Origin of the sequence: Marinobacter sp. AN1 (assembly GCF_026013985.1) — a bacterium.
In the GTDB taxonomy this organism is placed as follows: Bacteria; Pseudomonadota; Gammaproteobacteria; order Pseudomonadales; family Oleiphilaceae; genus Marinobacter; species Marinobacter segnicrescens.
The window spans coordinates 2,588,490-2,601,433 of sequence record NZ_CP110342.1; the positions used below are offsets into that span (position 1 = coordinate 2,588,490).

A 12,944-nucleotide genomic window follows, 5' to 3' on the forward strand; every position below is an offset into this window, starting at 1 on the left:
GGCCAACTCCGGATATCCTCAAGCAATTCCGCAGTGATTCAGGTCGAGGCCTGCACCTTGGTTGCAGCGTCCGGTGGGAGACCATTATTCAGGACCGTCGAGCGCCAGGGAAGGCGCTCGTCGAGCCCTACATGGACGTACTTGCGGGCGTGTCCTGAATAATGGTATCGCTCCGGGCGCCCGGCACCCAGCTCCAAATGCCCAGGCCGGCGAAGCACGTGCCAGGCGGGCGGGGCAAGACCTTTCCCGGGACACGCCGTGAATCCATCCATGGAGGCTCTTCAAAAACGTCCCTGTTTTTGAAGGTCCCGGCAAAAGGTCTTGCCCCACCCGCCTCAACAGCTGTGCGGACCGCTGAAAAGCCCGGCTGTGCATTAAGCTCGTCAAGCAAGCGTCCACATTCGCTGCATCCCCCACGACAATGTATAATCGGACGCTCTCATTTTCCCTTGCGAATCAACCAAACGGTCACCAGCAGAACCCATGGAAAAAACCTACCAGCCAGAAAACATCGAGCGCCAGTGGTACGAAAACTGGGAAGCCAAAGGGTATTTTCGCCCCAGCGGTGAAGGACAGTCCTACAGCATTGCCATCCCGCCACCCAACGTGACCGGCAGCCTGCACATGGGGCACGCCTTCCAGCACACCATCATGGACACCCTCACCCGCTTCAAGCGCATGCAGGGCCGCAATGCCCTCTGGACCGTGGGTACCGACCACGCCGGCATTGCCACCCAGATGGTGGTGGAGCGCAAACTGGCCAACGAAGAGGGCAAAACCCGCCACGACCTGGGCCGGGAAGAATTTATCAAGCGCATCTGGGCGTGGAAGGAACAGTCCGGCGGAACCATCACCGGACAGATGCGCCGGCTGGGCAACTCCGTGGACTGGAGCAACGAGCGCTTCACCATGGACGATGGCTTCTATAAAGCCGTACAGGAAGTCTTCATCCGCCTTTTCGACGATGGCCTGGTCTACCGTGGAAAGCGGCTGGTGAACTGGGATCCGAAGCTGCACACCGCCATTTCCGACCTGGAGGTGGAGAACAAGGAAGAGAAGGGTTACTTCTGGCACCTGCGCTACCCGCTGGCTGACGGTGAGCAGACCAGGGACGGCAAAGGGTACCTGGTGGTAGCCACCACCCGCCCGGAAACCATGCTGGGCGACACCGCCGTAGCGGTTCACCCGGACGATGAGCGCTATCAGCACCTGGTGGGCAAGCATGTGATGCTGCCGCTGGTAAACCGTCGCATTCCAATCGTGGCCGACCACCACGCGGACCCGGAGAAAGGCTCCGGCTGCGTGAAGATCACCCCGGCCCATGACTTCAACGACTACGCGGTGGGCAAGCGCAACGACCTGCCCATGATCAACGTCATGACCGAGGATGCGAACATCCGGGCCGTGGCCGAGGTGTTCAATGCCGATGGTACCGAAAACACTGACCTGGACGGCACCATGCCGGAGGCCTACGCCGGCCTGACCCGGGAAGAGGCTCGCAAGCAGATCGTGGCTGACATGGACGCCGCCGGACTGTTGCACCAGGTGGAAGACCACGTACTGAGTGTACCCCGGGGTGACCGGTCCGGCCTGATCATCGAGCCGATGCTGACAGATCAATGGTTCGTGGACGCCAAGACCCTGGCCAAACCGGCTATCGAAGCAGTGGAAGACGGCCGTATCCAGTTTGTGCCCAAGCAGTACGAAAACATGTATTTCGCCTGGATGCGGGACATCCAGGAATGGTGTATCTCCCGCCAGTTGTGGTGGGGTCACCGGATTCCGGCCTGGTACGACGCCGAAGGCAATATCTATGTTGGCAGGGACGAAGCCGAGGTGCGTCAGAAGTACAGCCTGGCGGAGGACCTGGAGCTGCGCCAGGACGAAGACGTGCTGGATACCTGGTTCAGTTCCGCGCTGTGGACCTTCGGCACCCTGGGCTGGCCGGAAATTACCGAGCGTCTGAAGGACTTCCACCCTACCGATGTTCTGGTAACCGGCTTCGACATTATCTTCTTCTGGGTAGCCCGCATGATCATGATGACCATGCACTTCATGAAGAATGAAGACGGCACCCCCCAGGTTCCCTTCAAAACCGTCTACGTCACCGGCCTGATCCGGGATGAGCACGGCGACAAGATGTCCAAGTCGAAGGGCAACGTCATTGACCCCCTGGACATGATCGACGGCATCGAGCTCGATACCCTGCTTGAGAAACGCACCGGTAACCTGATGCAGCCCAAGCTGGCAGAGAAGATCGCCAAGCGGACCCAAAAGGAATTCCCTGAAGGCATCGCCGCCCACGGTACCGATGCCCTGCGCTTCACCCTCGCGGCCATGGCCACCACTGGCCGTGATATCAACTGGGACATGAAGCGCCTGGAAGGCTACCGCAACTTCTGCAACAAGCTGTGGAACGCCGCCCGCTATGTACTGATGAACACCGAGAGTGAAGACTGCGGCGTCAACGATGAGCCGGTGGAACTGTCCCTGGCCGACCGCTGGATCATCAGTGAGCTGCAGCATTGCGAAAGCGAAGTGATCCGTCACCTGGACCAGTACCGTTTCGACCTGGCGGCCTACGCCCTGTACGAGTTCATCTGGAACGAGTACTGCGACTGGTACCTGGAACTGTCCAAGCCGATGCTGAACGACGACAGCGCCAGCGCGGAGTACAAGCGCGGCACCCGTCGTACACTGGTCAGGGTACTCGAGGCGGTACTGCGCCTGGCGCACCCGATGATGCCATTCATCACCGAGGAAATCTGGCAGCGTATTGCGCCCCTGGCTGGCAAGGGTGGCGACAGCATCATGCTGCAACCCTTCCCGGTGCCGGATACCAGCAAGCAGAACGCGGACGTTGCGAAGGATATTGAATGGCTCAAGGGCGTTATCGTTGCGGTGCGTAACATTCGCGGCGAGATGAACATCTCCCCCGCCAGGCAGATTCCGGTGCTGCTGCGCGGTAACGACGGAGAAGACCAGCGCCGCATGGACCAGAACCGTCAGTTCCTGATGTCCCTGGCCAAGCTGGAGAAACTGGAATGGTTCGAGGGCGACAAGGCTCCCATGTCCGCCACCCAGCTGGTGGGTGAAATGGAAGTGCTGGTACCCATGGCGGGCCTGATTGACAAGGATGCCGAGCTCAAGCGCCTGGATAAGGAGCTGGAACGCCTGGACAAGGAAATCAGTCGACTGGAAGGCAAGCTGGGCAACGAGAAATTTACCGCCAAGGCCCCCGCCGAAGTGGTGGAAAAAGAAAAGGAAAAACTCCGCGATGCCCAGGGCAGCCAGAAGCGTCTTGGCGAACAACGCGCCGAAATCGAGGCCATGTAAGTGAGTTCGCAGCGGTCTGCCAGGCCGTCAGCGTCCGATCCCGAGGGTGGCGGCATTGCCATCCTCGGGGCGGGTGCACTGGGAAGGCTCTGGGCCGCCCGCCTGCCACCGACTGCCTCGGGCTTTGTGCCCAGAAACCCCTCTGCGCTGTCCTCGTTCAGACTCCATTACCATTTCCGGGACAGCGAAGGTCGGGAGCACGCCGTTACCCGCCCCTGGCTGACCACCCTGTCTGATGTCACGCTTTTACTGGTTACCACCAAGGCAGGAGATACCCTTGAGGCCCTCGAGCAGGTGATCGGGCGTATTCCTGAATCCTGCCCGGTCGTGCTTTTCCAGAATGGACTTGGCAGTCAACAGGCCGTCGCAGCGCGATGGCCGGCGCGACCGATACTGGCCGCCAGCACTACCGAAGCCGCCAATCGCCCGGCGCCTGACCGGGTTGTACATGCTGCCCGGGGGCATACCTGGATTGGCGCACTGACAGAGCCCGCCACAGACCTCGTTGCCGGCATCATCCGCCAACTGTCACCGTCAGGGCTTGATGTGCGGGGCGAAGTTCGCATCCTTGAGCGTCTGTGGGGCAAGCTTGCCATCAACGCCGGCATCAACCCCTTTACGGCACTGCTGGACTGCCCCAATGGAGAGATTCTGGAATCCCGGCTGTTTCTGGACTCCATCGATGCCTTGTGCGAGGAACTGGCAAACCTGATCGCCGCTGAGGGCCTGCCACCCCACTCGCCCCGGATACTGCGGAACGATATCGAACGGGTCGCCCGGAACACCGCCTCCAATACGTCATCCATGCGGGGTGATGTGCAAAGCGGCCGCACCACGGAAATCGACTATATCAACGGCTACGTTGCCAACCGGTCCCGGGAACTGGGGCTGACTGCGCCAGTGAACCAGATGCTCACTGACCGAGTAAAAGAGCTGGTACCTCATCCTTCCAACTGACCGAGCCGGAGACACTCTCATGGGCAACCGACTATCAAAGATCTACACACGTACCGGGGACGATGGCTCAACAGGCCTGGCGGACGGCAACCGTATTGCCAAGAACGCACGCCGGGTAGAAGCCATGGGCACCGCCGATGAGCTTAACTGCCACATCGGTGTATTGGTCGAACACCTGAACGACGAGGCAGAAATCGCCACTGCCATGGGACGGATCCAGCATCACCTGTTTGACCTGGGGGGGGAGTTCGCCATCCCAGGGAGCAACGTGATCAATGAACAGCACATCCAGTGGCTGGAGGAGACGCTGGACCAGTTCAACGCCGACCTGCCGCCGCTGAAGAACTTCATCCTGCCAGGTGGCACTCCGGCGGCCGCCCAGTGCCACCTGGCCCGGGCCGTTTGCCGCCGGGCAGAGCGAGTCGTCGTGGCATTGGGTCAGGAAGACTCCATCAATCCGAACTCCCGCCACTACCTCAACCGGCTGTCAGACCTGCTGTTCGTGGTGGCCCGGGTATTGGCCCGTCGCAATGGCGGCGAGGAAGTGTTGTGGGAGCAACACCGCTCAACAATCTGAACCGCTAGTCTCCCGAGAAAGCTCCGGCGGAGCTGGCAGAATACTCAGCCCGCCAGTAACTGCCGAAAGTAAAGCCAGTCAAAGGCCGGGCCCGGGTCGGTCTTGCGCCCCGGAGCGATGTCACTATGTCCGGTGATCCGGTCTTCGGTAATGGCAGGCCAGGCGAACTGGATTTGCCGGGTTACCGCCGCCAGCTGCCGGTACTGGGCGTCGGTGTAGGGAATCTCGTCCGCCCCCTCCAGCTCGATACCAATCGCGTAATCGTTGCACTCTTCCCTGCCACAGAAAGCCGAACGCCCGGCGTGCCAGGCCCGGTCCTGGAAGCGGACAAATTGCAGTAACTCCCCGTCCCGGCGGATCAACAGGTGAGACGAAACGGTCATGCCACCGATCTCCCGGAAGTAGGGGTGCGCCGAGACATCCAGGCGGTTACAGAAGAAGTCCTCGATCCACGGCCCACCAAACTGCTCCGGTGGCAGGCTGATGTTGTGCACCACCAGCAGCGAGATGTCATTCTCATCCGGCCGTGGGCCGAAATTGGGTGACGGGCACCAGCGTGCGGCGGGCAAGCGCCCGGACTGTCTCAGGGGTGAGCCAAGGTGAAGGATTTCGGATTCAGACACGGTGTTCCTGCAGGCGATCGGGCATGTGCCCGAATTGAACCATATTGGCGGGGGCAGAACCAGTTGACGGCACCCTGCCGTGCCGCCAACTGAGGCCGGGATCAGTCCCGACGGTTGTGGCGGAGATTGTCGATGATGGATTCCAGGGCCCGGTCGAAAATCAGGCCATCATCCAGCATTACAACTCGCCCTTCTGACAGCGCCAGGGCAAGCTCACCCTTCTGGTATTCCGCCACCTTGGCACCATTGCGGTTGACGAAGATGTATTTTCCGGTGGCGCGGATAATCGCGGCCAGCTTACACCGCAGACGGCCATTGTCCCGGGGCATCTCCACCCAGCAGCCAACCCGCAGGCCAGCGGCTTTTTCAAGCCAGTCTTCACTGACTTCCGGCTCGGACACCCGGGCCGCAACGCTGCTGTCTTCCGATACGGAACCAACCGGCCCTGCGACAGGCTCTTTCCTCTCCTCAGGCGGCATCACCGAACCGGTGTCGGCAACTTGCGGGGAGGCTTCGGCACCGGGTATCGGTGCTTCCGGGCCGGCCGCGACGTCAATTGCTTGCAAGGGATCCGTTCCTGCTGCCCCTGCCATCGATTCGGCCGGGGCACCCAGCACATCCGCAGGCCCTGCAGGCAACTCATCAGGCACCGGCGCCGCATGCCGACGGGTAACCAGTCCCTGGAGTACGTCTACATGGGCCAGTTCCAGGTCGCGGATGGCGGCATCAATGGCAAAGGGATCCCAGGAGATCTCGTGCAGGCCACTGCGCAGGGCGTCGGTGATACCGGGAATAGCTCTCAGCAACTCGTCCCGAGTGCTTTCACCAACCGGTTCAGGATCCAGGCTCCAGACCAGCCGGTCCGTAAGTTCCGTCGCTGACTGCCAGGCTTGCGACTCCTCACCCTCACGCAGGAACACCCACTCAAGGTACTTGCGCCAGGGCTCATTGATCAGCACCAGGGCCCTGTCCGGTAACTCGCGACTATCCAGAAGGCCATCGATCAGTCCGCGGACCCTCTCCCTGGCCAGCTCGTGACGGGCACGGCCCTCCTCGGCATCACGCAACCGCTGCTCGACCAGCTCCCGGCGACGGCGATCCAGGTCCATGAAATGCTGGAAGTCTTTCAGCAACTCATCGAACAACCCGACATTATCGGTAAATTCGTTCAGCAACCGCTCGACGACTGACTCCACCTTGTCCCGCAGCGGGTCACGCTGGTTATCAGAACGGGGCGTCCAGCCAATGCCGGCCATGGCCAACTCGTTGAGAAGCTTGCGAGCCGGGTGACCACCCCGGTTAAAGAAACTGCGATCCAGCAATGCCACCTTGAGCACCGGTATCTGCAGACGCCCGATAAGCATTTTCATCACGGCCGGCAACTGACGATCGTCCAGGATAAACTCGAACAGCATGGCAACCAGGTTGATGACATCGCCATCAACCTGGTTCACTGGCAGGCGCTGGTCGGGCCCCTGGCTGAGAACGCGGCTTAGCAGCACCGACAACGGGAGCACCTGGCCATTCTCGCTGGTCATGGTGGAGTTCTGCAGACCCGCGAGCCTGTGCATCAGATCGCCAGTAGCAAGTACCGGAGCATTGCCCTGGGGAGTTCCCGGCGCAATCGGTGAACCGGAGCGCAATCCATCACTGCGGTGTAACAGCTCGGTGAGCTCGGAGAAGGTAACGGCTGATTGCCCGTCCGGGGCTTCGCTACCGCCCGTTGTGACTGGCTGCGCCACTGGAGCCCCGGCGGTTGGTACCGGCTTGCGGATCGATGCCTGCGATTTCCGGCCGCCCACCGGGACATGCTTGAGCTCCGGAAGCACCCCTTCTGCAATAAGCAGCCGGTTAGCCTCCTGGTACAGTGTCGTCAGCCGGTCTACCAGCAAGCGGTCGAACAGCTTGATCACCACCAGGCGAGCCCGGATATCAATATCGAGGTCCTCGCTGGCCCGCCCCAGACCGGTACAGATTACTTCCGGGCTGAGTGGCATCTGCCGCTCAGCCAGCTCCCGGTGACCGGAGACATGGGCAATCCGCGCCCCCAGTAGCCGCACCGGTTCGGCATAGCGGTTGGAGAGCTTGGTAACCAGGCTATCAATGGCTACCCGCTTCTCCAGTTCGCTGTCATCGACCAGTGAGAGGGAGTCCTGCTCAACCTCCTCCAGGCCCCGGCTACGCGGCATGGGATCAAACTGACCAAGCTCATTGAACGCCCGCGTCACCCAGGCCAGCATGGTATTGGCCATGGTCTTGCGACGTAACCGCAGTTCCCGCATGGCATCGAAATAGGCGATCTGGTCCTGGTTGGAGCCCGCCCGGTCGGCCATGCCGAACAGCACATCATCGGCACTGTCGAAGAAATCAGACAGGATGGTGGACAGGGATCTGGCAGAGGCGTCCCTCAGGCGGATAAGGGCGGCGGGTAACTGCAACTCCACGCGCGGTCCCTGCGCCTCTCTGAGACTCACTACCTTTCGTTCCTGTGCCATGGCTTCAGGCCCCGTTTAACATTTATTAACAGTCATCGGCTATCATAGGCCCTTGCTCCGTCAATATGTGTCAGTTTTTGTCACCGATTGTGAACCGTCGAACCGCGTCACATTTTTGGCACATTTTGGGCAATTCGCTGGATCTGGAGTGATCTGGCTGGTCACAATTCACCTGGATCTGACGTACAACGTCACCTCGCGATCCGGCACACAGACCGGTACGGTATTTTCAGTAGTGGCCCCCTGCCGATACAATCACCGGCCCGACCCATTCTGACCGGAAGATCCAAGCATGGCCTCTTTGTCCGCTGAACTGAACGAACTGTTACGCCAATCCCGCATTGAGTCTGTCGCTACCAGCCTCCGGGAAGACATCGGCAATGGCGATATCACCGCCGCCCTCATTCCCCGGGACCGCCGGGGTACAGCGCGGGTTATCACCCGGGTACCAGCGGTCATCGCCGGGCAGGCCTGGGTTGATGAAGTGTTCCGGCAGGTAGATCCGGAAGTACAGGTCCAATGGGAGGTTCGCGACGGTGAACAGGTAACGGCAAACCAGGTGCTGTTCACTTGCGAAGGTCCTGCCCGCAGCCTTCTCACAGCTGAACGGGCCGCCCTGAACTGGCTGCAAACGCTCTCCGGGGTGGCCACCCGCTGCCGGCAGTTTGCCGACCAGGTCGCCCACACCGGCGTGAAGCTGCTGGATACCCGCAAGACCCTGCCCGGGTTGCGCCTGGCCGAAAAGTACGCAGTGACGTGCGGTGGCTGCTATAACCACCGCACAGGACTGTGGGATGCCTTCCTGATCAAGGAGAACCACATTGCTGCCTGCGGCTCTATTGCTGCAGCTGTCAGCCAGGCCCGACAGATTGCGCCAGGACGCCCCGTGGAGGTGGAAACGGAAAACATGAACGAACTGCAACAGGCACTGGACGCCGGAGCCGATATCATCATGCTCGACGAGTTCAGCCTTGAAGACATGGCCACTGCCGTCCGGAAAGTTGACGGCGCCTGTCGGCTGGAGGCCTCCGGCGGGATCAATGAATCCACACTGGTGGCTATTGCGGAAACCGGGGTCGATTACATTTCCCTCGGCACATTGACCAAGGACGTGCAGGCCGTTGACCTTTCAATGCGGTTGCACGTCGATAACAGCCCCGCGCCGGGCTGACCCCTTCATCACAGGGACGACCGGGCGGGTGAAAGCACGCCCGATACAGGCAGGGATACGTGGAAAAAACCAGAAGTACCGAAACCCGTGAGCGCTGGCTGGCAATCCTGGCGGATAGCCTGGTCAGCCTGGTAATCCTGGCACTGGCACTCAGCCCGTTACTGTTGCTGACAACACCAGAAGTGCCCATCGGCCGTGAAGCCATGATCCGTTTCTTCGGCTCCGCAGGGCCAGCCATGCTGGTGCTCGCAGGCACCTTCGTATACGTGCGTGACTTGCTGAGGGAGCGCCGGCGCATCGAGACCCGACTGGAAGACGTGGTGGAAGAACGCACCCGGGAACTGCAGGCCATAAACCAGGAACTCCGGGACGAAATCTTCGTACGCCAACAGGCGGAGCGCTCTTTTCGGCGCTCATCGCGACATTTCCGCGCGCTGTTTGATACGGCAGCGTCTCCCATCATCCTGATCGACTCATCATTCCGTATCCGCCAATGGAACGCCTCGGCCGAGGCACTTTTCGGCTACAGCCGGGACGAAGCTGTGGGCCGCAACCTGGTGGAAACCTTCATTCCCGAGGAATACCGGGATGAAATGAGCTGGAAGATTCTTAAAACCCTCGGGGCAGGCCAGCTACAGGAAACCCTGGAAACCGGTATCCAGGGTTATGACGGTACCGACCACATCGTGCTCTGGAACCTGAACCTGCTGCAGGATGAGGAAGATGAACAGAACCAGCTGATCCTGATTGGCCAGAACATCTCGGAAATCCGGCGCACCCAGGACCAGCTCCACTACCTGGCACATTTCGATGTGCTCACCGACACTGCCAATCGCCGCCTGTTCGAGGACCGTTGTCAGCGCGCCCTGGCCAGTGCCAGCCGCCATGGTCACCACTGCGCCCTGATTGCGCTGGACGTGGACCATTTCAAGCGCATCAACGACACCCTGGGACATGATGCCGGCGACGCCCTGCTCAAAACCCTGTCCCGGCGGCTGAAAGACAGCGTTCGCGAAGAGGACACCATCGCCCGTCTCGGTGGTGACGAGTTCGCCGTGCTCCTCCACCACGTCAGCGGTGCAGACGGCTGTGAAAAGGTAGCCCGAAGTATCCTGGAAGCGCTCACCGAACCGGTTTCCGTGCCCGGCAGCGAGCTGGTGATCACCTCCAGTATCGGTATTGCCCTGGCTCCGGACGATGGCAGCCACTACGAGCAGTTGCTCAAGAACGCCGATATGGCCATGTACCGGGCCAAGAAGGCCGGCCGCAACAATATCCAGTTCTTCAGCGAGGATATGAACCAGGAAATGCAGCGGCTCATGAGTCTCGAGCAGGAACTGCGCGCTGGCATCCGCGCCGGCGAGCTGCAGCTCCATTACCAGCCGGTGCTCGACGCACGTTCAGGCCAGCTGGTGGCACTGGAAAGCCTGCTGCGCTGGAACCATCCGACACGGGGCTTACTGACGCCGGCGGACTTCCTGGAAGTCGCCGAGCAGAGCGGCCAGCTCCATGCCATCGGACAGTGGATTTGCAACAATGCCTGCCTGCAGGCCCGGGCGATCCAGGCCATGAGCGGCACCCCGGTACGCATCAGCATCAATTTGTCGTCCAGGCAATATAATCACCCCGGCCTGGCAGAGGAACTGAGCCAGACCATTGCCGAAACCCGGCTGGATCCCTCTCTGCTGATGGTGGAAATCGACGAGCGTATCCTGGCGGAGCGCCTGGGAGAAACAGCGACGGTGCTGCACAGCCTGAAAAAGAAAGGCATCGGGTTGGTGCTGGATCGTTTTGGCAGCGGACTTTCGTCCCTCACCCTGTTGCGGGAGCTCCCTTTCGACCAGGTGAAGATTGATCCCCCGCTGATGCAGTGGGCACCACAGGATGAGAATACCGCCGCCATCACCCATACCCTTATCAGCCTGGCCCGCCAGCTTAACCTCAAGGTGGCTGCTGCCGGTGTCGAAACCGAGGAACAGGATCGTTTTCTGCGACAGTCCGGCTGCCATATGCTGCAGGGTCACCGATTCTGTTATCCAGTGACTTCGGAGGAGCTTCCAGAGCTGTTTGCTGAACTCCGTGAAGGCCGGGAACTACTGCCGGTACTCCCGGATACCGGGACGATCAGGAACCGCTGATCAGTCGGTCAATGGCTTCGAGTTCCCGGGCCAGGCCTTCCCCCGGTTCCGGGCGGACCCGAAAATACTCTTCGGCCATCGGAGCAATCCCCGACACATCGGGCAGACCGTAACCCTGCTCCACGATGACCTTCATTCGCACCAGAAACACAAACTGGAGCCATTCAGTAAAGGCCAGGGTGTCGATGCAGAACGGCTGGGTGCTGGCCAGGGCCTCTGCGCAAGGGGGCTCACTGGACCAGACCCCGATACGGCGCATTTCTGCCTCGATGCTCAGCAGACGGTCAGCTACATCACTGAAAATGTCTGATGACGCACTCATCAGAATCGGCTCCTCAGGGCTGAATGGAAGAAGACATCGATGTGGAGGGGATGAGTCTACCACCCCATAACCGACTTGATGAAGGGTATGGTCAACCGTCGCTGCGCCTGCAGGGAGTTTTCGTCCAGCTGGTCCAGTATCGCCAGCAGGGCGCCCAGTCGGCGGGAGGAGCGACGCAGGATAAAGCCGGCCACCTCGTCACTGAGCACAAGGCCCCGCTGCTCAGCCCGCAGCCGGAGGATAGTAATTCGGTCGTCGTCCCGATAGGTTCCCAACTGGACCAGCAACCCTTCCTGGAACCGGGAGCGCAAGTCCGGCAGGACAAACGACTGCCTCACCGGCGTATCGTTCAACGTAAGCATGACCTGGTGGCCCAGGTCCCGGGCCCGGTTATAAAGATGGAACAGGGCTTCTTCCCACGCGGGCTTGCCCAGCACCCGGTGCACATCGTCCAGCGCAACGAGGTCCATTACCTCGACACCGGAAAGCGCATCCGGCCCCAGGGGTTCCAGCTCCGCCAGGCTGAAACAGACAGCACTCTGGCCGCGCTGCTCATACTCATGGCAGGCTGCCTGCAGCAGGTGGCTCTTGCCGGTATCCTCATCACCGCAGAGAACCACCAGCGGGTGGGCGGGATCTCCACAGGCATTGCGGACCATGCCCGCAGCCGTAGCATTGCGCCCGCCATGAAAATTCGCCCAGCGGGCATCATCCCGCAGGCGCACCCCGAGGGCCAGCTGGGTGCCACTCATGACACGCCTCCCCTCAGGGCCCGCAACCCCCAGACAGTGACATAATGGCCTCCACTGATCAGTGCCATTACGGTGACTGCCCACAGTGCGGCAGGCTGCGTCCAGGTTGTCAGCTCGAACCCGGCCTGGTGAAGCATGACCGCGAGCGCCGCCAGGATCTGAACCAGTGTATTGAGCTTGCCAAAGGCACTTGGCTCAACCTCGAACCGGCCAACAAACCGATGGAACAGCAACCCGCCAACCACGATTACGACGTCACGTCCCAACACCAGCATAAACAGCCATAGCGGGAACACACCCGTAATGGATAACACCAGGTAGGTGGTCACCATCAGGAGCTTGTCCGCCAGGGGATCCAGAATTGCCCCCAACCGGCTCTTCCAACCAAAGAACCGGGCCAGGAAACCATCCAGTCCATCGGTAGCGGCCGCTACAACAAACAATATCAATGCCTCACGATAGCGACCACTGGCGAGGGCCCAGGCGAAAGGTATCACCAGTAGCATCCGCAGAAAGGACAGGCCGTTGGGTATCCATCGCCAGTGCTGCACAGTCGCATTCCTTCTGCCAGTG

At 60.7% G+C, this 12,944-nt stretch carries 10 protein-coding genes; 5 read left to right on the top strand and 5 right to left on the bottom strand.

Annotation, left to right across the window (positions count from 1 at the left end; all coding sequences use genetic code 11):
- Nucleotides 1–483 precede the first annotated feature (483 nt).
- The 3 genes from LJ360_RS11880 to LJ360_RS11890 are packed head-to-tail and all read left to right on the top strand — an operon-like array spanning nt 484 to nt 4,870.
- Entirely contained in the window at nt 484–3,336 is a 2,853-nt protein-coding gene (locus tag LJ360_RS11880) for a valine--tRNA ligase (RefSeq protein WP_264994076.1), read from the top strand.
- Complete coding sequence (locus tag LJ360_RS11885; RefSeq protein WP_245742395.1) at nt 3,337–4,293, top strand: ketopantoate reductase family protein; 957 nt, start codon at nt 3,337–3,339, stop codon at nt 4,291–4,293. It begins immediately after the preceding gene.
- 19 nt (nt 4,294–4,312) lie between these two features.
- The gene (locus LJ360_RS11890) at nt 4,313–4,870 is read left to right on the top strand and encodes a cob(I)yrinic acid a,c-diamide adenosyltransferase (protein ID WP_264994077.1); all 558 of its coding nucleotides are present in this window, start codon (nt 4,313–4,315) and stop codon (nt 4,868–4,870) included.
- Between the two features lie 44 nt (nt 4,871–4,914).
- Here LJ360_RS11890 and ampD read toward each other — a convergent pair whose 3' ends face one another.
- Together ampD and LJ360_RS11900 are read right to left on the bottom strand one after the other, a co-directional pair.
- Entirely contained in the window at nt 4,915–5,493 is a 579-nt protein-coding gene (gene ampD / locus LJ360_RS11895; RefSeq protein WP_177185960.1) for a 1,6-anhydro-N-acetylmuramyl-L-alanine amidase AmpD, read from the bottom strand.
- 101 nt (nt 5,494–5,594) lie between these two features.
- A complete protein-coding gene (locus tag LJ360_RS11900) occupies nt 5,595–7,988 on the bottom strand; it encodes a DUF1631 domain-containing protein (protein ID WP_091848407.1) in 2,394 nt (797 codons plus the stop codon).
- A gap of 292 nt (nt 7,989–8,280) precedes the next feature.
- Here LJ360_RS11900 and nadC point away from each other — a divergent pair, with 292 nt between their 5' ends.
- Both nadC and LJ360_RS11910 read left to right on the top strand, forming a co-directional pair.
- Complete coding sequence (gene nadC, locus LJ360_RS11905; RefSeq protein ID WP_264994078.1) at nt 8,281–9,159, top strand: carboxylating nicotinate-nucleotide diphosphorylase; 879 nt, start codon at nt 8,281–8,283, stop codon at nt 9,157–9,159.
- 59 nt (nt 9,160–9,218) lie between these two features.
- Nucleotides 9,219–11,297, top strand: a complete 2,079-nt coding sequence (locus LJ360_RS11910; protein WP_264994079.1) for a putative bifunctional diguanylate cyclase/phosphodiesterase — start codon at nt 9,219–9,221, stop codon at nt 11,295–11,297.
- On the opposite strand, the gene LJ360_RS11915 is transcribed toward LJ360_RS11910, so the two are convergent.
- From LJ360_RS11915 to LJ360_RS11925, 3 genes are read right to left on the bottom strand one after another with little or no spacing between them, the layout of a single operon-like run.
- Complete coding sequence (locus LJ360_RS11915; RefSeq protein ID WP_091848410.1) at nt 11,284–11,619, bottom strand: YqcC family protein; 336 nt, start codon at nt 11,617–11,619, stop codon at nt 11,284–11,286. The two genes, LJ360_RS11910 and LJ360_RS11915, sit on opposite strands and share 14 nt — an antisense overlap.
- A 56-nt stretch (nt 11,620–11,675) precedes the next feature.
- Nucleotides 11,676–12,371 carry a DnaA regulatory inactivator Hda gene (hda, locus tag LJ360_RS11920; protein WP_091848411.1) on the bottom strand — a complete coding sequence of 232 codons (696 nt, stop codon included), beginning with the start codon at nt 12,369–12,371 and terminating at the stop codon, nt 11,676–11,678.
- A complete protein-coding gene (locus tag LJ360_RS11925; protein WP_264994080.1) occupies nt 12,368–12,922 on the bottom strand; it encodes a CDP-alcohol phosphatidyltransferase family protein in 555 nt (184 codons plus the stop codon). Before LJ360_RS11925 ends, hda begins: the two co-directional genes overlap by 4 nt.
- Between the last annotated feature and the right edge of the window lie 22 nt (nt 12,923–12,944).